The 24,229-nt window shown below is 68.2% G+C and carries 23 protein-coding genes; 16 read left to right on the top strand and 7 right to left on the bottom strand.

Annotation, left to right across the window (positions count from 1 at the left end; all coding sequences use genetic code 11):
- Positions 1–26: 26 nt before the first annotated feature.
- Positions 27–512: a hypothetical protein gene (locus AB4Y67_RS13255; RefSeq protein WP_441406242.1), complete on the bottom strand. Its 486-nt coding sequence runs from the start codon at positions 510–512 to the stop codon at positions 27–29.
- Positions 509–1,114 (bottom strand): hypothetical protein, encoded by a 606-nt coding sequence (locus tag AB4Y67_RS13250; RefSeq protein ID WP_441406241.1) that lies wholly within the window; start codon positions 1,112–1,114, stop codon positions 509–511. The genes AB4Y67_RS13255 and AB4Y67_RS13250 overlap by 4 nt, the downstream gene beginning before the upstream one ends.
- A gap of 303 nt (positions 1,115–1,417) precedes the next feature.
- Between AB4Y67_RS13250 and AB4Y67_RS13245 the strand changes: the two genes are divergently transcribed.
- Complete coding sequence (locus AB4Y67_RS13245) at positions 1,418–2,326, top strand: PaaX family transcriptional regulator (RefSeq protein WP_441406240.1); 909 nt, start codon at positions 1,418–1,420, stop codon at positions 2,324–2,326.
- A 23-nt stretch (positions 2,327–2,349) separates the two neighbouring features.
- On the opposite strand, the gene AB4Y67_RS13240 is transcribed toward AB4Y67_RS13245, so the two are convergent.
- Positions 2,350–2,751, bottom strand: coding sequence for a RidA family protein (locus AB4Y67_RS13240; protein ID WP_441406239.1), 402 nt, complete (start codon positions 2,749–2,751; stop codon positions 2,350–2,352).
- A 240-nt stretch (positions 2,752–2,991) separates the two neighbouring features.
- Here AB4Y67_RS13240 and AB4Y67_RS13235 point away from each other — a divergent pair, with 240 nt between their 5' ends.
- From AB4Y67_RS13235 to AB4Y67_RS13215, 5 genes are all read left to right on the top strand, one after another.
- Complete coding sequence (locus AB4Y67_RS13235; RefSeq protein ID WP_441406238.1) at positions 2,992–3,873, top strand: fumarylacetoacetate hydrolase family protein; 882 nt, start codon at positions 2,992–2,994, stop codon at positions 3,871–3,873.
- A 37-nt stretch (positions 3,874–3,910) separates the two neighbouring features.
- Positions 3,911–4,348 (top strand): cupin domain-containing protein, encoded by a 438-nt coding sequence (locus AB4Y67_RS13230; protein ID WP_441406237.1) that lies wholly within the window; start codon positions 3,911–3,913, stop codon positions 4,346–4,348.
- Positions 4,345–5,217 carry an acyl-CoA thioesterase gene (locus AB4Y67_RS13225; RefSeq protein WP_441406236.1) on the top strand — a complete coding sequence of 291 codons (873 nt, stop codon included), beginning with the start codon at positions 4,345–4,347 and terminating at the stop codon, positions 5,215–5,217. Before AB4Y67_RS13230 ends, AB4Y67_RS13225 begins: the two co-directional genes overlap by 4 nt.
- Before the next feature lie 86 nt (positions 5,218–5,303).
- On the top strand, positions 5,304–6,953 hold the full coding sequence (locus AB4Y67_RS13220; protein ID WP_441406235.1) for an AMP-binding protein: 1,650 nt from the start codon (positions 5,304–5,306) through the stop codon (positions 6,951–6,953).
- A gap of 10 nt (positions 6,954–6,963) precedes the next feature.
- On the top strand, positions 6,964–9,345 hold the full coding sequence (locus AB4Y67_RS13215) for a bifunctional salicylyl-CoA 5-hydroxylase/oxidoreductase (RefSeq protein WP_441406234.1): 2,382 nt from the start codon (positions 6,964–6,966) through the stop codon (positions 9,343–9,345).
- Positions 9,346–9,407: 62 nt separating this feature from the next.
- Here the strand turns inward: AB4Y67_RS13215 and AB4Y67_RS13210 are convergent, their stop codons facing one another.
- Positions 9,408–9,857, bottom strand: a complete 450-nt coding sequence (locus AB4Y67_RS13210; RefSeq protein ID WP_441406233.1) for an acyl-CoA thioesterase — start codon at positions 9,855–9,857, stop codon at positions 9,408–9,410.
- A 60-nt stretch (positions 9,858–9,917) separates the two neighbouring features.
- Here AB4Y67_RS13210 and AB4Y67_RS13205 point away from each other — a divergent pair, with 60 nt between their 5' ends.
- From AB4Y67_RS13205 to dcd, 4 genes are all read left to right on the top strand, one after another.
- Positions 9,918–11,678, top strand: a complete 1,761-nt coding sequence (locus tag AB4Y67_RS13205) for a thiamine pyrophosphate-binding protein (protein WP_441406232.1) — start codon at positions 9,918–9,920, stop codon at positions 11,676–11,678.
- A 141-nt stretch (positions 11,679–11,819) separates the two neighbouring features.
- On the top strand, positions 11,820–13,130 hold the full coding sequence (locus AB4Y67_RS13200; RefSeq protein ID WP_441406231.1) for an MFS transporter: 1,311 nt from the start codon (positions 11,820–11,822) through the stop codon (positions 13,128–13,130).
- 195 nt (positions 13,131–13,325) lie between these two features.
- On the top strand, positions 13,326–13,769 hold the full coding sequence (locus AB4Y67_RS13195) for an SRPBCC family protein (RefSeq protein ID WP_441406230.1): 444 nt from the start codon (positions 13,326–13,328) through the stop codon (positions 13,767–13,769).
- A gap of 63 nt (positions 13,770–13,832) precedes the next feature.
- A complete protein-coding gene (gene dcd, locus AB4Y67_RS13190) occupies positions 13,833–14,408 on the top strand; it encodes a dCTP deaminase (protein ID WP_224047832.1) in 576 nt (191 codons plus the stop codon).
- A 43-nt stretch (positions 14,409–14,451) separates the two neighbouring features.
- On the opposite strand, the gene AB4Y67_RS13185 is transcribed toward dcd, so the two are convergent.
- The 3 genes from AB4Y67_RS13185 to AB4Y67_RS13175 are packed head-to-tail and all read right to left on the bottom strand — an operon-like array spanning position 14,452 to position 17,578.
- On the bottom strand, positions 14,452–15,648 hold the full coding sequence (locus AB4Y67_RS13185) for a cation:proton antiporter (RefSeq protein WP_441406229.1): 1,197 nt from the start codon (positions 15,646–15,648) through the stop codon (positions 14,452–14,454).
- Between the two features lie 4 nt (positions 15,649–15,652).
- On the bottom strand, positions 15,653–16,135 hold the full coding sequence (locus AB4Y67_RS13180; RefSeq protein WP_441406228.1) for a cation:proton antiporter regulatory subunit: 483 nt from the start codon (positions 16,133–16,135) through the stop codon (positions 15,653–15,655).
- A gap of 39 nt (positions 16,136–16,174) precedes the next feature.
- Positions 16,175–17,578 (bottom strand): MFS transporter, encoded by a 1,404-nt coding sequence (locus AB4Y67_RS13175; RefSeq protein WP_441406227.1) that lies wholly within the window; start codon positions 17,576–17,578, stop codon positions 16,175–16,177.
- Between the two features lie 166 nt (positions 17,579–17,744).
- Between AB4Y67_RS13175 and AB4Y67_RS13170 the strand changes: the two genes are divergently transcribed.
- Genes AB4Y67_RS13170 through mnhG form a run of 6 tightly spaced genes read left to right on the top strand, consistent with a single transcriptional unit; the run spans position 17,745 to position 24,227 of the window.
- Positions 17,745–20,783, top strand: a complete 3,039-nt coding sequence (locus AB4Y67_RS13170) for a Na+/H+ antiporter subunit A (protein ID WP_441406226.1) — start codon at positions 17,745–17,747, stop codon at positions 20,781–20,783.
- Positions 20,780–21,370, top strand: a complete 591-nt coding sequence (locus tag AB4Y67_RS13165; RefSeq protein ID WP_441406225.1) for a Na(+)/H(+) antiporter subunit C — start codon at positions 20,780–20,782, stop codon at positions 21,368–21,370. Before AB4Y67_RS13170 ends, AB4Y67_RS13165 begins: the two co-directional genes overlap by 4 nt.
- Positions 21,367–23,007: a Na+/H+ antiporter subunit D gene (locus AB4Y67_RS13160; RefSeq protein WP_441406224.1), complete on the top strand. Its 1,641-nt coding sequence runs from the start codon at positions 21,367–21,369 to the stop codon at positions 23,005–23,007. The genes AB4Y67_RS13165 and AB4Y67_RS13160 overlap by 4 nt, the downstream gene beginning before the upstream one ends.
- Positions 23,004–23,549: a Na+/H+ antiporter subunit E gene (locus AB4Y67_RS13155; RefSeq protein ID WP_441406223.1), complete on the top strand. Its 546-nt coding sequence runs from the start codon at positions 23,004–23,006 to the stop codon at positions 23,547–23,549. The genes AB4Y67_RS13160 and AB4Y67_RS13155 overlap by 4 nt, the downstream gene beginning before the upstream one ends.
- Positions 23,546–23,824, top strand: coding sequence for a monovalent cation/H+ antiporter complex subunit F (locus AB4Y67_RS13150; RefSeq protein ID WP_224047824.1), 279 nt, complete (start codon positions 23,546–23,548; stop codon positions 23,822–23,824). The genes AB4Y67_RS13155 and AB4Y67_RS13150 overlap by 4 nt, the downstream gene beginning before the upstream one ends.
- The gene (mnhG, locus tag AB4Y67_RS13145) at positions 23,814–24,227 is read left to right on the top strand and encodes a monovalent cation/H(+) antiporter subunit G (RefSeq protein WP_441406222.1); all 414 of its coding nucleotides are present in this window, start codon (positions 23,814–23,816) and stop codon (positions 24,225–24,227) included. Before AB4Y67_RS13150 ends, mnhG begins: the two co-directional genes overlap by 11 nt.
- Positions 24,228–24,229: the final 2 nt, after the last annotated feature.

Genomic DNA, 24,229 nt, shown 5'->3' with positions numbered 1-24,229 from the left:
TTACCTTACCCCAGCCGGAAGCCATCTCAGAACACCCCTGCCGGTACTGGTCGCTCCAACCGTTCCTGCAGCCATCCAAGGCATGCTGCCCCTTCCGCCTGCTGGAACGCGCGCAAAGTGGGAAGCCCCGGCGGCGAGGGCCTGCGGGCATTGTCAAGGAAGTATCCGGCCAGCGCCGCGAGCACGGAATCCACCTGCTGCGGCTGGGCGCCCGCGAAGACGGCGTGCTCCCGGAGGGCCGTCTCCGTATCGCACGCCGGATCGTTGACCCGCGCATCGACGAGGAGGGTGAGGGCGTCGAACCACGGCGCTCCGTGTGCCGCCCAGGGCCAGTCGACAATGACGGCCTGCCCGGCGCGGTCGATGAGAATGTTGTCTGCCCGCAGGTCAACGTGCGCGAGCCGATCACCGCCCACGTTCTCTGCAGCGGCAGCGGACAGGGACTCCAGCAGGGCATGGTTCGCTGCCGCCCACGGGTCGAGTCCGGGGTGCGGGTCGTTGCGCAGCGTCACAAGCCCGCAAAGATTTCCCGCACCTCCTCTGTCAGCGACGGCAAGACCTCGAGGGCCTGGGGCGGCAAAGAACGTGCGGAGATTGCGTCGACGGCATCGAGGACTGCGTGAAGATCGGCGCCCGACAGTTGCGGGTGCCGTCCGTCAACGTCCGTGAACACTAAGGCGACCCATTCGCCGTCGTCATGGGTGCCCACAAGTCGCGGGATGGGCAGTCCGGCGGGGAGCAGGGTCATGATCCGCGCTTCCCGGCGGTGCAGCTGCGGCGACTCGGGGTTCAACGAGCTGGATACTGCCTTCACGAAAAACCGGCTGCCCTTGGCCGTGACCACCCGATCCGCGCTGCCGGGGGAGTATCCGCCGGGTTGGGAGTGGGCGGCCATGACGGGACTGTCCATCAGGCACTCGACGGCGGACCGGACGGATTCCGGGAGGTCGGCCCATCCGATGCGGGAACGGCCGGCCGGCGGGGCATCCGGGCCAGGCGGCGGTGCCGTCGTGCCCGGCAAGTCCGGCGTGGACGCGGCGGCGCGGAGTGTGGCCGGGCCTTCGCCGGGTGCGTCGTTCAGGTCGGCTGGCCCCTTCGGCACGAAGTCGCTCATGCAGCAACACTAGCGACGGGCACGCAGGTACCGGGGGACTGATCTGCCTTGTGTCCTGCCGGGAGCGAGCGGCCGGGCGGCTGCATTGGGGGTCAGCCGCCCGGCACACTTCAACGTTACTCGGCTTCTGTGGTGTGGGGGTCGTGGCGAAGCGAATGGCGGCGACAATACCCGGCGCTGCGGAGTTGCCGCGTGAACCAGCGCTGCGTGGAATGGTTCACGGAGCGTCACGGCGGCCGAGGGGCGCAGACCTCTATAGCCTAGATCCATGACTGTTCTCCCGATGAAGGGCCAGCGGTGGTAGTGGACCCCGCGCCGGCGCTGGACGCCCAGCCGGACGCCGCGCCGGACGCCGCGCCCGCCGTTCCCCGGCAGACCCCGCGGCACCAGCAGCTGATCGTCACGATCTATGGCCTGTATGGTCGCGCCAACGGCGGTGCGCTGCCCGTCTCGGTGCTGATTTCCATGCTGGATGATCTCGGCGTCGAGTCTTCCGGGGTGCGCTCGTCCGTCTCCCGGCTCAAGCGCCGCGGCGTGCTGGAAAGCGTCAGGCAGGGCGGGGTGGCCGCCTACCGGCTGGCCCCCAATTTGGAGGATGTCTTCCAGGAAGGCGACCGCCGCATCTTTTCGCCCCGGCGGGCAACGGCGGCTGACCGCTGGCTCCTCATCGCCTTCTCCGTCCCGGAATCCCAGCGCCACCTCCGCCACCAGCTGCGCAGCATGCTGACCCGGATGGGCTTCGGTTCCGTGACCCCGGGGCTTTGGATTGCCCCGGGCAACACCTATGAGGACATCAGCCACCAGCTCGAGCGGGCCGGGCTGACGGAATATGTGGAGTTCTTCAAGGCCGAGCACCTGACCGCCGGGGACGTCAAGGACAAGGTCTCGCGCTGGTGGGACCTGCCGGCCCTCGAATCGCTCTACGCGGAGTTCATCGAACGCTTCGCGCCCGTGCTGGAACGCTGGGAACCTGCGGGAGCGCCGGAGCCCGGGCCCGACGCCGACCGGGCGGCCTTCGCGGACTACGTCCAGCTGCTCACCCAGTGGCGCCGGCTGCCGTACCTGGATCCGGGCCTGCCGGAGGAGTTCCTGCCGCCGGGCTGGCGCGGGCTGACAGCGGAACGGATCTTCGCGGAACTGCACCGCCTCCTGAACGGCCCGGCCCGCCAGCATGCCGAGCGGCTGCTGGGGGCCACGGGCGGTTCCGCGTAGCCCCCAGCCTTGGCCCTCGGTCCTTAGCCCTGGCCCAACACGACGGCGACCGCCTGGATCTCGATCAGCGCCTCGGCCTGCCAGAGCCGCGTGACGCCGACGCCGGCCATCGCGGGATAGTCCGTGCCGGCCATCTCGCGCCAGATCCGCCCGATTTCGCGGCCGTTCTTCTGGTAGTCCTCGACGTCAGTCAGGTAGATGGTGACGTTGACCAGGTCCGAGGGCATGCCCCCGGCATCGGCCAGCGTGGTGAGGACGTTGGAGAAGCACTGGCGGAACTGTTCCACGATGCCGCCGGGAACGATGTCGCCGTTGCTGTCCATGGCCGTCTGGCCGCCCAGGTACACGGTGTTGCCGGCCAGGATGCCGTGGGCGAAGCCGGAGGGCTTGGCCAGGGTTGCGGGGTTGATGACCTTGTGGTTCATGGTGGCTCCTCATTGAGTCGGCGGTGCATTGGAAAATCCGTGCTGTGGAATTCGAGCTAACTACGAACGGGCGGATCCGGCACTTCTGCCGGTCTACCCAAACCGGTGAATTCGTGTTAACTTGAGCATATGTGACGACCGTAAAAATGTCGACATACCCTCTCGAGGGATGGCATAGTTTGCACGTCACCGGAATCGGCAATGGGGCCGGTTCCGCCGTCGAACCGGAAGTGAAGAATCATGCGCCTTGCGACCGTCATTACGGCAGCCAGCGACGCCAGTGGTGATCCCGCCACCCGCGCCGCCGTGCAGTCGGGAGACCGTTTTGTGCTCCTGCCCGCGCGGGACCTCAATGAGCTGCTGGAGACTGCCGGCTGGCAGGAGCAGGCGGCTGCCGCTGCCGCTGCCGCTGCCGCCGCGGGAGCAGCCGGCGGCGGCCCGCACGAGTCCCTCCCTGCCGACGGCGCCCGGTTCGCCACCGTACTGCCGCGCCCGTCCAAGGTCATCTGCTGCGGACTGAACTACGCGGACCACATCGCGGAAATGGGCCGGGAACTGCCGGAATACCCCACCCTGTTCGCCAAGTATGCGGACACCCTGATCGGCGACGGCGAGGCCATCGACGCCGCCGGCCACGGGGCCAAGGTGGACTGGGAAGCGGAACTGGCTGTCGTCGTCGGCGCCCCGCTCAGGAATGCCTCGCAGGCGGAAGCCGCCGCCGCGATCGCCGGCTACACCGTGGCGAACGACATCTCCCTGCGCGACTGGCAGAACCGCACCCTGCAGTGGTTCCAGGGCAAGGCCTTCGACCGCACCACCCCGCTGGGCCCCGTACTCGTGACCCCGGACGATTGCGACCCTGAAGCCGGCGTCCGGGTCCGCTGCCTGGTCAACGGCGAGGAAGTCCAGAACGGCAATACCAAAACCCTCGTCTTCACGGCGGCCGCCCTGCTGTCCTACATCTCCACCTTCACGCGGCTGAGCCCCGGCGACGTCGTCCTCACCGGCACCCCCGGCGGCGTCGGCATGGGCGCCACCCCGCCGCGCTTCCTGCACGACGGCGACGTCGTCACCACCGAGGTCGAGGGCATCGGCACGCTCACCAATACAGTCCGCCTCTAAGCCACCAATACCGACCCGCATCTAGAGAGGTATCACCATGACAGAACAGATCACAGACCAGGTTGTTCCCGTCGTCACCCGCAAGGGCGCCGAGCACCGCGACACCGGCCAGTCCGGCGGAGCCGTCCGGATCTCCGGCGTCAGCCCGCAGCACACCCCTGCTACAAAGATTTGGTACGGCCAGGTCAGCAACGAACCCGGCTACCGTTCCTTCCCGCACCACCACGGCGAAGCCGAGACCGGCGGCTACGTGCTGCGCGGCCACGGCCGGATCTACTTCGGCGAGGACTACAAGGAATTCATCGACATGACCGAGGGCGACTGGGTCTTCGTCCCGCCGTACATGCCGCACGTGGAAGCCAACATGAGCATCACCGAGGAACTCGTCTGGCTCACGGCCCGCACCCCGGAAAACATCGTGGTGAACCTCGACGACGTCGACGACTCCACGCTCGACGGGTACCGCCGGGTATGAGCCCGACGTCGGAGATCCTCCTGTCCGCCCTCGAGCTGACACCGGCCGAGCCGGACTTCCTCGACGAGGCCTACACCGCCACGACGCAGTACGTGCCGTGGCCCAAGGCCTACGGCGGGGACATGGTGGCCCAGGCCGCGGCCGCGGCGATGCGCTCGGTGGGGGATGACCGCTCGCTGCACTCGATGCACAGCTACTTCATGCGGCCGGCGGACATCGGCGCCGAGGTCCGCTACGAGGTGGAGCGGCTCCGCGACGGGCGGGGCTACTCCACCCGGCAGGTCCGCGCCTACCAGGGCGGCAAGACCGTCTACGTGGCCATGGCCTCCTTCCACGCGGAGGAATCCGGCGAGGAATTCGCCCGTGCCATGCCGGCAGGGATCCCGGATCCGGAGTCGCTGCCGTCCTCCGCCGACGTGCTCCGCGGCGTCGACGGCGACGCCGCGGCGTACTGGTCCGGCGGCCGCAGCTTCGACATGCGGCACGTGCCCGGCGCCGTCTACCTCAGCGTCGAGGGCGAGCAGGTGCCGCACCAGGCGGTCTGGGTGAAAGCCTTCGACCGGCTCCCGGACGATCCCGACCTGCAGCGGGCCGCCCTGGCCTACGTCTGCGACTACACCATTCTGGAACCGGTACTCCGGGTGCACGGCTACGCCTGGGGCGACCCGGGCCTGGTCACCGCCAGCCTGGACCACGCCATGTGGTTCCACCGCGAAGGCCGGGTGGACGACTGGCTGCTCTACGTCCAGGAAGCCGTCTCCGCCCAGGCCAGCCGCGGCCTGGCGCAGGGCCACTTCTACGACCGGCAGGGCAGGCTCCTCGCCACGGTGGTCCAGGAAGGCATGATCCGGAAGTCGACTGCTCCGTAACTGCCCTTTTGGCCAGTCAAAACGGCCGTTTCGGAGCACTCGAAGATTGCTCCCACTCCTATCAATGACGATACGAAAGGCTTGCCATGGATCTAACGCCCTCGGCGCACCAGGACACCTTTGCGCGTGACAACCTGCCCCCGGCAGAGCAGTGGCCCGCCCTGGAGTTCACCCTCCCGGAACTGCAGTACCCGCAGCAGCTCAACGCCGCCACCGCGCTGATCGACGACGCCGTCCGCAGCTTCGGTGCCGACCGCCCCGCCCTGCTCACCCCCGACGGCGGGTCCTGGAGCTACGGTGAGCTGCAGCGCCACGCCAACCAGGTGGCCCAGGTCCTGGTCGAGGACTTCGGGATCGTCCCCGGAAACCGCGTTCTGCTGCGCTCGCCGAACAACCCGTGGCTCGTCGCCGCCTGGCTCGGCGTGCTCAAGGCCGGCGCCGTCGTCGTCACGATCATGCCGGCGCTGCGCGCAAACGAGATCCGGACCCTGCTGGACCTGACCCGGCCGGCCGCCGCCCTCTGCGACAGCCGGTTCTTGGACGACCTGGCCGAGGCCGCCGGAAACGACGTGCCGGTGCTGGCCATGGGGGGCAGCACCGGCACGGACCTTGCCGCACGCTGCGCCGCCAAGAGCGGGGACTTCACCAACGTCGCGACGGCGGCAGACGACGTCGCGCTGCTCGGCCCGACGTCGGGCACCACCGGAACGCCGAAGATCACCATGCACTTCCACCGCGACATCCTCGCCAACGCGGACACCTTCGCCCGGCACATCCTGAAGCCGACATCGGACGACGTCTTCGCGGGGTCCCCGCCGCTGGCCTTCACCTTCGGGCTCGGCGGCCTGGTGGTCTTCCCGCTGCGCTTCGGCGCCGCCGCGCTGCTGACCGAACGCGCCACCCCGCTCGAACTGGCGCAGGCGGTGCACGCGGCGAAAGCCACCATCCTGTTCACCGCCCCGACGGCCTACAAGGCGATCCTCAAGGAAGGCGCGGAGGGGCTGCTCGCCAGCCTCCGCACCGCCGTCTCGGCCGGCGAGCACCTGCCGGCCGAAACCTGGCGCGCCGTCCACGAACGCACCGGCCTGAAGCTGGTCAACGGCATCGGCGCCACCGAAATGCTGCACGTCTTCATCTCCGCGGCAGGGGATGACATCCGCACCGGCGCCACCGGCACGGCCGTCCCCGGCTACCGGGCCACCATCCTTGACGAGGACGGCCGGGAACTCGGCCCGGACGCCGTCGGACGCCTCGCCGTGATCGGCCCCACCGGCTGCCGCTACCTCAACGACTCCCGCCAGGAGGACTACGTCGTCAACGGCTGGAACGTCACCGGCGACACCTTCAGCCGCGACGGCGACGGCTACTTCTTCTACCAGGCCCGCTCCGACAACATGATCGTGTCCTCCGGGTACAACATCGGCGCCCCCGAGGTCGAAGCCGCGATTGACCAGCACCCGGACGTGATGGAAAACGCCGTCGTCGGCCGGCCAGACCCGGACCGCGGCAGCGTGGTCTGCGCCTTCATCGTGCTGCGCGAGGGCGTCGAGGCAGATGACGCCAAACGCAAGGAAATCCAGGACTTCGTCAAGCAGACCATCGCCCCGTACAAGTACCCGCGGCAGGTGAACTTCGTCGACGGCCTGCCCCGCAACCCCAGCGGCAAACTCCAGCACTTCCGGCTGCGCGAGCAGCTGGCCGCTGACACCGCCACCCCCGAACACCAGAACGCTTGAGAGGCACCACATGAAAATCGCAATCATCGGCGGCGGTCCGGGCGGACTGTACTTCGCCGCCCTCATGAAGCAGCTGGACCCGAACCACGAGGTCACCGTCTGGGAACGCAACGCCGCGTCCGACACCTTCGGCTTCGGCGTGGTCTTCAGCGACGAAACCCTCGGCGGCATCGGCAACGCGGACACCGTGATCGCCGAGTACATGTCCGAGCGCTTCGCCCGCTGGACCGACATCGACATCCACTTCAAGGACGCGCAGCACACGGTCGGCGGCCAGGGCTTCGCCGCCATGAGCCGCAAGGAGCTGCTCGAGCTGCTGCAGCGGCGCTGCGCCGAACTCGACGTCGACCTGCGCTTCAGCACTCTGGCGCCCGACGTCGAGGAACTCAGCCGGGACTACGACCTGGTCCTCGCCGCGGACGGCCTGAACTCCGCCGTCCGCTCCCGCTACGCCGACGTCTTCCGGCCCAGCCTGGACGTCCGCAAGTCCAAGTACATGTGGCTCGGCACCGACCTCGTCTTCGAGGCGTTCAAGTTCTTCGTCAAGGACACCGAGCACGGCGTCATGCAGATCCACGGCTACCCCTACTCAGACGAGGGCAGCACCTTCATCGTCGAAATGCACGAGGACGTCTGGCGCAGCGCCGGCTTCGACGCCACCGAGCACCAGGCCTTCCGGCCCGGCGAAAGCGACGAGGCGGCCGTGGACGCCATCCGCGCCATCTTCGCCGAGGAACTCGAGGGCCACGAGGTCCTGGTCAACAACTCCAAGTGGATCAACTTCACCACCGTCCGCAACGAGTCCTGGCGGCACGGCAACGTCGTGCTCCTCGGCGACGCCGCCCACACCGCGCACTTCTCCATCGGCTCCGGCACCAAGCTGGCCATGGAGGACTCCCTCGCCCTGGCCGCCTGCCTGCACGAGCACTCCGAGCTCGAAACAGCCCTGGAAGCCTACGAAACGGAACGCCGGCCGGTGGTCGAGTCCACCCAGCGCGCCGCCCAGGCCTCGCTGGAATGGTTCGAGAACATCGGCATGTACAAAGACCAGAACCCGGTGCAGTTCTGCTTCAACCTGCTCACCCGCAGCCGCCGGATCACCTACGACAACCTCAAGCTCCGCGACCCCGAGTTCGCGGCCCGGGTGGACGAGGAATTCGCCCGCACCCAGGGCATCGCGGGCAGCGCCCCCGCCATGTTCCAGCCGTACCGGATCGGCGGGCTGGAACTGAAGAACCGGATCGTCGTCTCCCCGATGGACATGTACTCCGCCACCGACGGCGTCCCGGGCAACTTCCACCTCGTCCACCTCGGCAGCAAGGCTCTCGGCGGCGCCGGCCTGGTCATGACCGAGATGGTCTGCGTCTCCGAGACCGGCCGCATCACGCCGGGCTGCAGCGGCCTCTACAACGAGGCCCAGCAGGAGAGCTGGCGCGAGATCGTCGACTTCGTGCACAGCCGTTCGACGGCGGCCATCGGCGTCCAGCTGGGCCACTCCGGCCGCAAGGGCTCCACCAAACTCATGTGGGAAGGCATCGACGAGCCGCTGCCCGACGGCGGCTGGGAGCCGGTAGGCCCCTCGGCCATCCCGTACGGCCCCGGCAGCCCGGCCCCGCGCGAAATCAGCCGGACCGAAATGGACCAGGTCCGGGACGAATTCGTCGCCGCCACCGTCCGGGCGGCCGCCTCGGGCTTCGACCTGCTGGAGCTGCACTGCGCGCACGGCTACCTGCTCTCCTCGTTCCTCTCGCCGCTGGCCAACCGGCGCACCGACGAATACGGAGGATCGCTGGAGAACCGGCTCCGCTACCCGCTGGAGGTTTTCGACGCCGTCCGCGCCGCCTGGCCGGCGGACAAGCCGCTGACCGTGAGGCTTTCGGCAACCGACTGGGCCCCCGGCGGCAACGACGAGCACGACGCCGTCGCAATCGCCCGGGCCTTTGTGGAGCACGGCGCCGACGGCGTGGATGTCTCCTCCGGCCAGGTGGTCAAGGACGAGAAGCCCGCCTACGGCCGCAGCTACCAGACCCCGTTCGCCGACCGCATCCGGCAGGAAGTGGCCCACAAGGCAGGCGTGGCGGTGATCGCCGTCGGGGCGGTGTCCTCGTACGACGACGTCAACTCGATCCTGCTGGCGGGCCGGGCTGATCTCTGCGCCCTCGGCCGCACGCACCTGTTTGATCCGCAGTGGACCCTGCACGCGGCGATCGAGCAGGACTACCGCGGGCCGGGCGCGGACTGGCCGCAGCAGTTCCGCGCCGGCAGCCGGAAGCCGCCGGCGGCCCGCACCGACGCGGTCCGGCCCCGGCTGGCGCTCGTGCGGGAGCCGGAGATCGCCGACCTGCCCACGCATCTGCGCTGGACGCCCGCGAAGGTGCCGGCGTCGGTTTAGGGACCGTACGGAATCGCTGCCCGGCACCGCAAAGGCGCGGTGCCGGGCAGCAGCCGGGCGGGCTAGTCCTGGCTGTGCGCCGCGCGGGCGGTGACTTTGGCCGCCAGGTCCGCCGGCCATGGGGTGGCGGCGGTGCCGCCCCGGGCCACATGGGCGGTGACGAAGGTTCCGTGGGCGGCGAGGGCGCGGGGTTCGCCGCGGAACTCCTCGCCCCACACTTCAAAGCTGAACGTCATGGACGTGCGGCCGATTTTCTCCACCACTACGGTGGTGGTGACCTGCTGGCCGAAGTACAACTTCGCCCGGTAGTTGAGCTCGTGGCGAACTCGCGGCGCCGACGGAAAGTACTCCGGCAGATCCAGGTCCCGGAACAACTTGGCCTCGCAGGCCTCGACAAAGCGGAGCACCGCCGAATTGTGCTGGTGCCCCGCGGCATCCGTATCCACCCATTCAATGGTCCGAACCAGGGTTGCCGTCGTGGCAGTGCAGGGGAGTGACTGGGTGGGGTTCATGGACGCCGCCTGGGAGTTAGAAGAGCAATACGAGTGCATTACTAAGTGGGAGGTAAGTCCATGCTAGTAGTTTCACAAAGTTCCCCGGACGCGCTGGCGCAGGCCGTCGATGCCCCGCAGGAGCCTGTGCCGGCGACCGTCGCGCAGCTCGTGGGCCGGACCCTGGCCGGGCTCGGCGTCGGGCACGTCTTCGGCGTCGTCGGGAGCGGCAACTTCGAGGTGACCAACGCCCTGCGACTGGCCGGAGTGCCCTTCACCGCCGCCCGGCACGAGGGCGGCGCGGCCACGATGGCCGACGCGTACTCCCGGATGTCCGGGCGGGTGGGCGTGGTCAGCACCCATCAGGGCTGCGGGCTGAGCAACGCGATCACCGGGATCGGGGAAGCCGCCAAGAGCCGGACGCCGCTGATCGTGCTGACGGCCGACACCCAGTCCTCCGCGGTACGGTCCAACTTCAAGATCGACCAGGACGCGCTCGCCCGCAGCGTCGGGGCCGTGAGCGAGCGGATCCATTCCCCGGCAACCGCCGTCGCGGACACCCTCCGGGCCTTCCGCACGGCACGGAACGAACGCCGCACCGTGGTGCTCAACCTGCCCCTCGACGTCCAGTCCGCCCCGGCCCCCGCTGTGCACCGGGATGCGCACCCGGCTGCGGTTGCCGACGCCCAGCCGGTCCGCCCCGCCGCCGCCAGCGTCCGGCGCCTGGCGCACCTGATCAACGCCGCCGAGCGCCCGGTGTTCGTGGCGGGCCGCGGGGCACGGAATGCGCGGGAGGAACTGCTCGGCCTGGCCGCCCACGGGGGCGCGCTCGTGGCCACGTCCGCGGTGGCGAACGGGCTGTTCCAGGGCGAGGACTTCAACCTCGGGATCTCCGGCGGATTCTCCTCACCGCTCAGCGCCGGGCTGATCCAGGGCGCCGACCTGATTATCGGCTGGGGCTGCGCCCTGAACATGTGGACCATGCGGCACGGCCACCTGATCTCGGACGGGACCGCCGTGGTGCAGGTCGACGTCGAGGACTCCGCGCTCGGCGCCAACCGGCCCGTCGACCTGGGCGTGGTGGGTGATGCCGCGCTGACCGCGGCGGATGTCCTGGCGGAACTGCGGACGCTCCAGCCGGAACCGGCAGGGAAGTACCGCACCGCGGAGAACGCGGAGGCCATCGCGGAACGCTCGCGCTGGAACGGCGTCGAAACTCCGGACCTCTCCGGCGGCGGGCGGATCGATCCCCGCGTGCTGAGCCGCGAACTGGACGACATCCTGCCCGCGGACCGGATCGTCTCGATCGACTCAGGCAACTTCATGGGCTACCCCAGCACCTACCTGAGGGTCCCCGACGAGTTCGGTTTCTGCTTCACGCAGGCCTTCCAGTCGATCGGCCTGGGCCTCTCCACGGCGATCGGGGCCGCGCTGGCCCGGCCGGACAGGCTGCCGGTACTCGGCGCCGGGGACGGCGGGTTCCTGATGGGCATCAGCGAACTGGAGACCGCCGTCCGGCTGGAGCTGCCCCTGGTGTGCATCATCTACAACGACGCCGGCTACGGGGCCGAGGTCCACCACTTCGGCGCGGGCGGCACCGACGACGGGAGTCCCGACGGGGGTCCCGCCGTCGATCTCAGCACGGTCACCTTTCCGGACACGGACATCACCGCGATCGCCCGGGGCTTCGGCGCGGACGCCGTGACGGTCCGGAGCGTGGCGGACCTCGGAGAGGTCCGTGCCTGGGTGCGGGAGCGTCCCTCCCGACCGCTGGTCATCGACGCCAAGATCGCGTCCGACGGCGGTGCCTGGTGGCTGGCCGAGGCTTTCAAGGGGCACTGACGCCCTTCGCAATGACTGACGATCGTTACGCAAACGATATATGCTGATTTGTTTACTGTCGGAATCAAAGCGTGACACAGTGGGCACAGCATGTGAGCTACCGCACAAATCCCTTATGAAATCTCAACGAGAGGTACATCCATGACGCAGTCAATGTCGACTGAGTTGCGCAACGAGGCCACACCTCGCTGGAAGGGCCACGCGGTCCTCATCCTGTGCTTCGTGGCCATCGTCTTTGATGGCTATGACCTGGTGGTCTACGGTTCCACCGTCCCCACGATCCTGAAGTTCCAGGAATGGGGAGTCACCCCCGCACAGGCAGGCCTGATCGGCAGCCTGGCCCTGGTCGGGATGCTGGTCGGCACGCTCTCCGTCGGCATCCTGACCGACAAGCTGGGCCGCCGCCGCATCATGCTGGCCTGCATCGCGTGGTTCTCCACGTTCATGCTGCTCACGGCCTTCGCGCCGTCCGCCGAGGTCTTCGGCTTCCTGCGGTTCCTGACCGGCCTGGGCCTGGGCGGCATCGTGCCGACCTGCATTGCGCTGACGGTCGAATACGCCCGCAAGGAGCGCCGCCAGATCGCCAACGCCGTCATGTTCAGCGGGTACTCGGTGGGCGGCGTGGGCGCCTCGCTCCTCGCCATCAACCTCCTGCAGCACATCGACTTCCGCTGGATGTACGCCATCGGCGCCCTGCCCCTGGTCACCCTGCTCCCCATCGCCTGGAAGCTCCTCCCCGAATCGGTGGCCTACCTTGCCCGCAAGCAGCGCATTGAAGAAGCCAAGGCCACCGCGGACCGCTATGGCCTGGTCTACTCGGACATCGTCACCGCCGAGGACGTCAAGACCGGCGCCGAGGCGCCCAAATCAGCCATGAAGACCCTCTTCACCCGCAAGTGGATCCGCTCCACCGTCCTCTTTGCCTTCGCCAACTTCTGCGGTCTCCTGCTGGTCTACGGGCTGAACACGTGGCTGCCGCAGATCATGCGCCAGGCCGGCTTCCAGCTCGGGGATGCCCTCACCTTCCTCCTGGTCCTCAACGCCGGCGCGATCGTCGGCTCCATCAGCGCCTCCGTGCTGGCGGACAAGATCGGCATCCGCAAGGTGGTGACGGCGTCGTTCCTCCTCGCCTTCGTGGCCATCCTCATGCTGAGCCTCCAGTTGCCGCTGGCGATGCTGCTCGTGATCGTCGCCTTCGCAGGCCTCGGCTCCGTGGGAACGCAGATCCTGGTGGGCGGCTACTGTGCCACCCACTACCCGCAGTCCCTGAGCGCCACGGCCCTCAGCTGGTCCCTGGGCATCGGACGCATCGGCGCCATCTGCGGGCCGCTGATCGGCGGGCTGATCGCCGGCATGGCGTTCGGCTGGCAGCTCAACTTCTACATGTTCGCGGCCTTCGCCGTGGTCGGCGCCATCGTGGTGTTCTCGGTGCCGAAGCTGACCGAAAAGTAGCTGCTGAATTATCCACTGCGAAGCAGTCACGGAGCAGCACACAGCCGGTGCACAGTCCGGAGCCCCATAACTCTTCGATAAAGGCCCGCCCCCGCAGCCGCGCGGGGCGGGCCTTGCTGTCTATCCTGAAGGAGTTAGCTGCAGTTCCGGGGAAGCGGGCTACGCCCATCAGCTGTCCGCCGAGCAAGGATTTCCGTGGCAATCGCAGAGTACGACGTCGTCATCCAGCGGGATGCCATGAGCGTGTATGACTTCCTGCTGGACGCCCGCAACCTGCCCAGCTGGCGGACCGGCGTCCGCAGCATTGAGCTGGAATCCGGCGCCGCCGGGACGAAAGGGGCCGTCTACCGGCAGACCATCGCCGGCCCCGGCGGGCGCACTATCAGCGGGGATTTCGAGATCACCGAGGCGCGCCCCGGTGCGGAGATCCAGTACCGGGTCCTTGCCGGGCCGGAACGGATGCACGGCGGCTACTACCTGAGCACCGAAGGCGGCAGCACCCGCGTCCGCTTTGCCCTCGAGCGCGAGCCCCGGGGGATCCTGGCCCGGCTGAAGTCCCCCTTCCGCCGGCGGATGAAGGCTGAGGTCTGCCAGCTGGAGCAGCTCAAATCGGTGCTGGAAAAACAGTCGGCGCCGTAACAGCGGTGCTGTAATACCAGCCCGCGCACATCTGTTGGCGGCGAGTACGGTAATTTTGAGTCTGTGCTGATCTCAGACCGCGACATTCGTGCCGAAATTGACTCCCAACGGATCGTTCTGGAGCCGTTCGACCCCGCCATGGTTCAGCCATCGTCGGTGGACGTCCGGATCGACAAATTCTTCCGGCTCTTCGACAACCACAAGTACGCCCACATCGATCCGGCCGAGGAACAGCCCGAGCTGACCCGCCTGGTGGAGGTCGAGGCCGGCGAACCCTTTATCCTTCACCCCGGAGAATTCGTGCTGGGCTCCACCTACGAGACGGTGACGCTCCCCGACGACATCGCCGCCCGGCTCGAGGGCAAGTCCTCGCTGGGCCGGCTTGGCCTGCTCACCCACTCGACCGCCGGATTCATCGATCCGGGATTCTCCGGCCACGTGACGCTGGAGCTGTCCAACATGGCGACGCTGCCGATCAAGCTGTGGCCGGGCATGAAGATCGGCCAGTTCTGCTTCTTCCGGCTCACCTCGGCCGCTGAGCACCCGTACGGCTCCGGCGAGTACGGCAACCGCTACCAGGGCCAGCGGGGCCCGACAGCCAGCCGCAGCCACCTGAACTTCCACCGCACGGACGTCTAGGACCCACCTCCCGCGGGTGGGCGGCGCAAGACCGGCTGTGCGGTCAGATCCCGTCGGCCGTCTGTACCGCGGGCGGCGTCGCCGGGCGGCGCAGCATCGCCACCATCGGCTCCACGTACCGGGCGGCGAGCGGGCCTGTCACCGCCATAATCAGCACGTAGGCGGTGGCCAGGGCCGCGAGTTCTGCGGGCACCACGCCGGAGGCCACGGCGAGTCCGGCGATCACGATCGAGAACTCCCCGCGGGCGATCAGTGCGGCGCCGGCGCGGAAGCGGCCCGGCAGGCCGATCCCGGYGCGCTTCGCCGCCCAGATCCCGGTGAGCATCTTGGTGGCCGCCGTGACGGCGGCCAAAAGAAGCGCCCAGCCGAGCACCGGCGGGATGGTGGAGGGGTCCGTATTAAGGCCGAAGACCACAAAAAAGATGGCCGCGAAGAGATCCCGCAACGGCTCCAGGATCCTGGTGGCGTTGTGCGCGGTGGCCCCTGAAATCGCAATACCGAGCATAAAGGCGCCCACCGCCGCGGACACCTGCATGGCTGCGGCGAGGCCGGCCACGAGCAGTGCGGCCCCCAGCAGGTTGAGCAGGAAAACCTCGGAATTTTCGCTGTGCACGGCCTTGGACACATGGTGGCCATGCCGCAAAGCCACCAGCAGGACCACGGTGACGACGGCAAGCGAGATCCCGACTGTCTGCAGTCCCACGGCGAAGCTGACCCCGGCCAGGGTGGCCGTCAGGACCGGCAGGTAGATGGCCATGGCGAGATCCTCGAACACCAGGATCGAGAGCACCACCGGAGTTTCGCGGTTGCCGATCCGGCCCAAGTCCGTGATCACCTTGGCTGCGATCCCCGACGATGAAATGTAAGTGACGCCGCCCATCACCATCGCTCCGACGACGCCCCAGCCCAGCAGAATCGCGAGGAGGGCGCCGGGCGCGAAGTTCAGGACCAGGTCCAGAACGCCGGCCTGCCAGGAGCGGCGCAGCCCTGTGACCAGTTCGGCGGCCGTGTATTCCAATCCGAGCATAAGCAGGAGGAGGATGACGCCGATCTCGCTCGAGAGATGTGCGAACTCGTGCATACCGTCGAGTTTCACAACACCGCCGGCCCCGAAGAACAGGCCGCCGAGGAGGTACAGCGGGATAGGGGACATACCGATCCGCCCGGCCAGCCTCGCCAGAATGCCGAGGCAAAAGACGACGGCCCCGAGTTCAATCAGGGTCAATGCGAGCGGATCCATGCCGTCAGCCGTTGCGGAGGATGCCGGCCGCCGTGTCGAGGCCTTCTTGCGTTCCGACAGCGACCAGGAGGTCGCCCGGGTGCAGGACGACGTCGGGTCCCGGTGACGGGACCACCTCGCCTTCGCGCATGATTGCGACGATCGAGACGCCGCTGCGGGTCCGGATGGCGGCCTTGCCCATCGGCTGGTTGTGGAACGGGGAGCCGGCGGCGATGGAGAACTGCCGGGTGACGATCCCCGGGACCTCGCGGTGGGCTTCCGAAAGCTGCATGGCCAGGCGCTGGCCGCCCAGCAGGTTGCCCAGCGCGGCGGCCTCGTCGGCGGTCAGCGGGATGGACGCCTGGCAGGTGTCCGGATCATCCCAGGTGGAGACGATCAGTTCGGTCTGGCCCTCGCGGTATTCCACGACGCCGATCCGCCGCCCGGAGGCGGTCATGAAGTCCTTGCGCCGGCCCAGTCCCGGGAGGTCTGTTTCATCCACGTTCATGCCTCCAGCCTAATGCGCCGTATGGCTTTTCGCGCAGCGTCAGGCGGCGGGGACGACGGCGATTTCCGTCTTGTCCGGGGCCTTGACCGGGAGCAGGAGCAGCAGCCCGGCGAGGAGCACCACCATGATCCCCAGGATGCCCCAGCGCTGCGCTTGGCCGGGCTCGACCAGCGGCGCCGCGACCGTGATGCACAGCGTGAAGAGGGCGGGAGCGAGGAAGCTGACGGCCCGGCCGGTGGTGGCGTAGAGGCCGAACAGCTCGCCGGATTCTCCGTGCGGGGCAAGCCGGGCCAGATAGGCCCTCGAGGAGGACTGTGCGGGCCCCACGAAGAGGCACAGGAACAGACCGAAAATCCAGAAGGTGGTGCTGCCGGACCACTCCATGCCGAACATGGAATGGGTTTCGTTGCCGAGGACCAGGATCGCGGTGCCGGCGATCAGCAGCCCGGTCAGGGATCCGGTGATCACCGCCTTCGGTCCGATCCGGTCGTCGAGGAAGCCGCCCAGGATGGCGCCAACCGCGGCAACGACGTTCCCGAAGATCGCGAAGAAGATGACTTCCTTGAGCTCGAAGCCGAAGGTGCCCGCGGCGATGATGCCGCCGAAGGTGAACACCGCGGCCAGCCCGTCCCTGAACACGGCGCTGGCCAGCAGGAAGTAGATGGTGTGCGGGCTGGTCCGGTAGATCGCCTTGATCCGCCGCACCAGCAGGCCGTAGGAGGCCAGGAACCCCAGGCTGGCGCCCTGCCGGGACCGGGGAAGCTCCGGGACGGCGAACATGACGGGCAGCGCGAAGATGAAGAACCACAGCGCGGAGAACACTGCGACCAGTCGGATGTTCAGGCCGTCCGCCGTCGAGGCGCCGAACCACTCGAAGCTGGGCTGGACAAACAGCTGGAGCACCGCCAGCAGCGCCACAATGCCGCCGAGGTACCCCATGCCCCAGCCGAAGCCGCTGACCTTGCCGATGTTCTGCGGGGTGGAGATCTGGGTGAGCATGGCGTTGTAGTTCACGCCGGCGAACTCGAAGAACACGTTCGCCATCGCAATCAGGGTCACGCCGAGCAGCAGGAACTCCGGCCGGGGGAACACAAAGAAGCACAGCGCGGTCAGGAGCGCGACGGCGGCGGTGTTAACCCCGAGCCAGAGCTTCCGGCGCCCGCCCGTATCGGAACGCTGCCCGGTGACGGGGGCCAGCAGCGCGATCGCGGCGCCGGCGACGGCGAGTGCGCCGCCCAGGACGGCGGACGCCTGGTCCTCGCCGCCGAAGGCATTCGAGGTCAGGTAGACGGTGAAGACGAAGGTGGTCATGACCGCATTGAAAGCGGCCGAGCCCCAGTCCCAGGCAGCCCAGGCGAGGATGCGGCCCTTGTGGGAGACCTGGCTTCCGGATTCCAGTTCCGAGGCGGGACGCATGGCCTCTGGGGCGGCGGCGGAGTTCATAGCTCGAATATTATCCGCAGCGGGTGCGCGGCCCGGCGCACCGTGCGAAAGAAACCCTGCGAAAAGAATTTGTCAACGCTTGGTAAACTGTCTGGACTGAACCTAACGAATGCGCCGCCTGCTCCAACTTATTGACCATCGAAACCCTGACGTTGCGGAGATAACAGTGATCACAGTCCTTGCCGTGCACTTTGCGGTGGCTGCTGTGGCGCCATTTCTGTTCCGGAAGTTCGGCCGAAATTCGTTTTTTGTCCTCGCAGCGGTGCCGGCCGTCTCGTTCGTCTGGTTGCTCCTCCAGCACGGCGCCGTCTACTCGGACGCCAACGTTACCGGCACGGCAGTCGGCAACGCCGTATCCGAGGTCCTGCCGTGGATCCCCGAGCTGCACATCGAACTCGCCTTCCGGCTGGACGCCCTGGCCTGGGTCATGTCCCTGCTGGTCCTCGGCGTGGGGGCGCTGGTCCTGGTCTACTGCGCCCGGTATTTCAAGGACAAGGACGACTACCTCGGCGGGTTCGGAGCCCAGCTGCTGGCCTTCGCCGGTGCCATGTTCGGCCTGGTGACGGCCGATGACCTGCTCCTGATGTTCATCTTCTGGGAACTGACCACCGTCCTGTCCTACCTGCTGATCGGCTACGCCCGGACCCGGTTGTCAGCGCGGCGCTCCGCGCTGCAGGCCCTCGTGGTGACCACCGCCGGCGGCCTGGCCATGCTGGTGGGCCTGATCATCCTGGGCTTCACCGCCGGCACCTACCGGATCTCGACCATCCTCGAGCAGGCGCCGGCCCTTACCACCGGGCCCGCCTCCGGAGCCGTGGCAGCCGCCGTCGTCCTCATCCTGGTGGGCGCGATCACCAAATCCGCGCTGGTTCCGTTCCACTTCTGGCTCCCCGGCGCCATGGCGGCCCCCACCCCGGTGAGCGCCTACCTGCACGCCGCGGCCATGGTGAAAGCCGGCATCTACCTCGTGGCGCGGCTGGCCCCCGGCTTCGCGGAAACCACGTTCTGGCACCCGGTGGTGCTCGGCCTGGGCCTGGCCACCATGCTGGTGGGCGGCTACCGGGCGCTGCGGCAGACGGACATCAAGCTAATCCTGGCGTATGGCACGGTCAGCCAGCTCGGCTTCCTGACCATGGTGGTTGGCCTTGGCACACCCGCCGCGGCCCTCGCCGGGCTCGCGCTGCTCCTGGCGCACGGGCTCTTCAAAGCCACCCTCTTCCTGGTGGTGGGCATCATTGACCACCAAGCCGGAACCCGCGACATCCGCAAGCTCTCCGGCGTCTACCGGTCTTCCCGTGCCCTCGCGATCGTGGCCGCTATCGGAGCCGCCTCGATGGCGGGCATCCCGCCGCTGGCCGGTTTCGTCGCCAAGGAATCCGTCTTCGAGGCCTTCGTCCACTACGCGTCCGACCCCGCCGCGGGCCTGTGGGGGCCGGTCATCCTTGTCGGCCTGGTGCTGGGGTCCATCCTGACTTTCGCGTACAGTGCACGGTTCATGTGGGGCGCCTTCGCCGTCAAGCCCGGCGTCGAGGCCACCCCGTTCAAGCCGATCAACCCGGCCTTCCTGGCCGCCCCCGCCATCCTGAGCCTGCTGACCATCGTCTACGGCCTGTGGCCCGCCCCGGTGGACGGCTGGATCCAGCCGTACGCGGCTCTGTTCGTGCCCGCCGGCGAGGACGTGGCGGCCGCCGCCGGCCACCTGGCGCTGTGGCACGGAGTGACCCCCGCCCTGGGGCTCACCGCGATCACCTTCGCACTCGGCCTGGCCATGTTCTACGGCCGCAATGCCGTCGCCCGGCTCCAGGGCCTGGTTCCGGGCTGGATCGACGGCGACCGCACCTACCAGCTGACCATCGGCGCCCTCGACGACGTCGCCGTCTGGATTACCGGCCGGACCCAGCGCGGTTCGCTGTACTTCTACCTGTCCGTCATCCTGACCGTGGCGTTCGTCCTGCCGCTCACCGCGCTGGTGATGGCCAACAAGCCGCTGCCGGAAGACCTCTACTTCATCGACCCGAACGCGCCGCTGCAGATTGTGGTGGGCGCCGGGATCGTGATCGGCGCGCTCGCCGCCGTGCGCGCCAACAAGCGCTTCCTGGCCGTCCTGATGGTCTCCGTCACCGGCTACGGCATCGCCTTGATGTTCGCGCTGCAGGGCGCCCCGGACCTAGCGCTGACCCAGATGCTGGTGGAGACCATCATCCTGGTGGCCTTCGTCCTCGCCATGCGCAGCCTCCCCGCGGAGCTCCGGGACCGCACCGGCGGGAGGTACCGGGTGGTCCGCGTGATCATCGGCGCCGCCTTCGGCATCACGATGGTGTTCGCCGCCATCTACGCCCTCGGCGCCCGCGTGGCGGCGCCCGTCTCACTCGAATTCCCCCAGCTGGCGTACGAGGGAGGCGGCGGGCTGAACATCGTCAACGTGACCCTCGTGGACATCCGGGCCTGGGACACCTTCGGCGAGATCTCCGTCCTGGCCCTGGCGGCCACCGGCGTCGCCAGCCTCATCTTCGTCCGGGGCCGCGGCGACCGGAGCCGTGCATCGTCGAGCGTCGCTGAGGGCACCGTCGGGCGCCGGAAGCCCGGCGCCGTAGGCCGGGGCAACACCCGCGACGACGCCGCGCTGGCCATGAGCCGCCGCTTTGCCGCCTCCAGCCGCGATGCGTGGCTCGTTGCGGGCCGGACCCTGGCGCCGGAACGCCGCTCGATCATCTTCGAAGTGGTCACGCGGCTGATCTTCCACTCGATGATCGTCTTCTCGATTTACCTCCTGCTGGCCGGCCACAACCTCCCCGGCGGAGGCTTCGCCGGCGGCCTCACTGCCGGGCTGGCGCTCACCATCCGCTACCTCGCCGGCGGCCGTTTCGAGTTGCGCGAAGCCACCCCGGTCAGTGCCGGCGCGCTGCTGGGCATCGGCCTCGCCACGGCCGCGGCCTCCGGTGTCGCGCCGCTGCTGCTGGGCGGACAGGTGTTCCAGACCGCCATTCTCGAGTTCTGGCTGCCGGTCTTTGGCGACGTCAAGTTCGTCACCTCCACTATCTTCGACATCGGCGTGTACATCGTGGTCGTCGGCCTGGCCCTGGATGTCCTCCGCAGCCTGGGCGCCGAGATCGATGAGCACTTTGAGGAACACCCGGCGGAACCGTCCGAAGACCAGGAAGCCGGCGACATCCCGGCCGAAACCACAGCCAAGGGGAAAGCATGAGCGTCAACCTGACCCTGCTGACGGTCATGGGGGCACTGTATGCCTGCGGCATTTACCTCCTCCTGGAACGCAGCCTCACCAGAGTCCTGCTGGGCCTGATGATGCTGACCAACGCCACCAACCTGCTGATCCTCACGACGGGCGGGTACGCGGGCTTGGCGCCGCTGTTCAGCAAGGACACCGGCCCCGGCGAATACAGCGACCCGCTGCCCCAGGCACTGATCCTCACGTCGATCGTGATCTCCTTCGCCGTCACGGCGTTTATGCTCGGCCTGATCTACCGCACCTGGGTGCTGGCCCGCCAGGACGAGATCCAGGACGACGCCGAAGACCGCCGCGTCGCCAAGACCCCCAGCTTCGACGCTGAGGACGACTCCGTGATTCCGGTGGAAACCTCCGAATTCCCGCTGACCATGATCGGCGGGGACGGCGACGCGATATCCAACAGCCCGGACGGCGCCGACGGGGCCTCCGGCGCCACCGTGAAGGTGGGCGACCACAAGCTCGAGGCCGACGAGACGGCCTCGGAGGAGCAACCCGGCTCCCTCAACGTGAAACAACCCAAGCAGGAAGGAGGCGGACAATGAACATTGCCAGTTTCGCCCCGCTCGCCGTCCTCCTCCCCATCCTCGGCGCCGCGCTGACCTTCCTGCTGATCCGGCATTCGCGGGCCCAGCGGACCGTGAGCATCGGGGTCCTGTCCGTGACGCTGCTGCTTGAGTGCTGGCTGCTGGCCTCCGTCTGGGACGGCGGCACCGCGGCGGTCAACATCGGCGGCTGGCTCCCGCCTTGGGGCATCGTGATGGTGGTGGACCAGTTCTCCTCACTGATGCTGGTGGTGTCCTCCTCCGTGAGCCTCGCCGTGCTGATTTACGCCACCGGGCAGGGCATGGCCGACGGCGACGAGGACGCTCCGGTCTCGATCTTCCACCCCACCTACCTGATCCTGGTGGCCGGCGTGTCCAACGCCTTCCTCTCCGGGGACCTGTTCAACCTCTATGTGGGCTTCGAGATCCTGCTGACCGCAAGCTACGTGCTGATGACGCTCGGCGGAACGGGACCGCGGATCCGGGCCGGGGTGACCTACGTGGTGGTCTCGGTGGTGTCCTCCGTGCTCTTCCTGATCGCGATCGCCATGATCTACGGGGCCACCGGAACCATCAACATGGCCGACCTCGCCCTCAAGCTCGCCGAGCTGGATCCCGGCACCCGGAACCTGCTGCACGTCATGCTGCTCGTGGCGTTCGGGATTAAGGCCGCCGTGTTCCCGCTGTCCTTCTGGCTGCCGGACTCCTACCCGACGGCGCCGGCCCCGGTCACGGCCGTGTTCGCCGGCCTGCTGACCAAGGTGGGCGTGTACGCCATGGTCCGGACCGAAACGCTGCTGTTCCCGGGCGACACGTTCAATACGCCGCTGATGGTCGCCGCCCTGCTGACCATGGTGGTGGGGATCCTCGGCGCCCTCGCCCAGAGCGACATCAAACGACTCCTGTCCTTCACCCTGGTCAGCCACATTGGCTACATGGTGTTCGGCCTGGCGATGTCGTCGGTGGCCGGGCTGGGCGCCGCCGTCTTCTACGTCGCCCACCACATCACCATCCAGACCAGCCTGTTCCTGGTGACGGGCCTGATCGAACGCCGCGGCGGGAGCTCCTCGATGGACCGCGTCGCCGGTCTTGCCAAGCTGTCCCCGCTGCTGGCGGTGCTGTTCTTCGTGCCCGCCATGAACCTGGCCGGCATCCCGCCGTTCTCCGGTTTCCTGGGCAAAGTGGGCCTGCTGCAGGCCGGCGTCCAGCTCGGAACGCCGCTGGCCTACGCGCTGGTGATCGGCGGTGTGCTGACCAGCCTGCTGACCCTGCTGGCCATCGCGAGGGTCTGGAACCGCGCCTTCTGGCGCAAACCCGAGGACGCCGAACACCCCGACCCGGTCCTGCTGGCGGATCCCGCCGGTTCGGCCAGGGGCGACCGGGCCGGACAGAGCAACGTCACCCTCCTGCCGCGGACCATGGTGGGTTCCACGCTGGGACTGGTGATCTTCGGCGTCGCGCTGACGGTCTTTGCCGGGCCGCTGTTCCGGGTGGCGGACCAATCCGCCGTCGAAATGCTGGACCGAACCTCTTACATCCACGCGGTCCTCGGCGAGGGCGCGCCGGTCCCGGCGCTCTCCCAGCCCGGCCCGGACCCCGCCGGCGTGCCGCCGGCCAGCGGGGAGGAGCGCAAATGAGCCGGAAACGGATTTCCCTGCGCCAGGAACTGCCGCTCCTGGTCTGGCTCGTGATCGTCTGGGGCGCCCTGTGGCAGAACTTCAGCCCGGGAAACCTGCTCTTCGGTGCCCTCATCGCGGTGCTCGTGGCCCGGCTGTTCTACCTGCCCCCGGTGGAACTCGGCGGGCGTTTCAACGTGCTGCGTGCGGTGCCGTTCGCCCTGATGTTCCTGGGCAAAGTGGTTGTGGCGAGCTTCCAGGTCCTGTTCCTGGCAGTGGCCAAAGGCCCCAAGGTCATCAGCGCCGTCGTCGCCGTACCGCTGCGGAGCCACTCCGACCTGCTGGTCACCGCCACGGGGCATGTGACCGCGCTGATCCCCGGCTCGCTGGTGGTGGAAGTGGACCGCTCCACGTCAACGCTCTACATCCACGGCATCAACGTCCGCAACGCCGAAGACGCCGCGCAGTTCCGCAAAGACGTCCGCAACACTGAGGCCGGTTTGATCAGGATCATGGGCACCAAAGCCGAACTGTCCGCCCTCAACCAGGAGCTGGTGCCATGATGCAGCTTGTCCTGACCGTCACCGCCGTCGTGCTGTCGCTGGCCGCCGGCGGGGCGATCATCCGGATCGCGAGGGGGCCGTCATTGCTGGACCGGGTGCTCGCCGCGGACGTGTTGCTGGCCATCCTGGGAGCGGCGCTGTGCATCGACATGGCCGTGAACCGGCACCTGAACAACCTCATGCTGCTGGTGGCAGTGTCACTCATCGGGTTTGTCGGCTCCGTCACCGTGGCCCGGTTCGTCGCCGACCGAAGGGAGCAGCCCCGTGAATCCTGAGACGTTCTCCGGCGATACTGTGATCGACGCCGTCTCGGCGGTCTTTATGGTGGTCGGCGCGCTGATGTCCCTTGCGGCGGCGGTGGGGCTGCTGCGCTTCCCGGACCTCATGACCCGGATGCACGCGGCCACCAAGCCGCAGGTGCTGGGGCTGTTCCTGCTGCTGTTCGCGCTGGGGCTCCAAATGCGCACCTGGTGGGTGTGGCCGGTGCTGGTGGTGGCCTGGATCTTCCAGCTGCTGACGGTGCCGGTGTCGGCGCACATGGTGGGCCGGGCCGGTTACCGCACCAAACACCTGCACCCGGAGCTGCTCAGCACCGACGAACTGGAAGCTGTGGTGCAGCAGGCGGCGGGTACAGACGGTTTCACCGACGACGGCGACGAGGTCGCCGGCCGGCGGTAGCG

The organism is Arthrobacter sp. YAF17 (genome assembly GCF_052113365.1).
Classification (GTDB): domain Bacteria; phylum Actinomycetota; class Actinomycetes; order Actinomycetales; family Micrococcaceae; genus Arthrobacter.
Note: the sequence above shows the minus strand (reverse complement) of the source record. Positions and strands in the feature narration are given on the sequence as shown.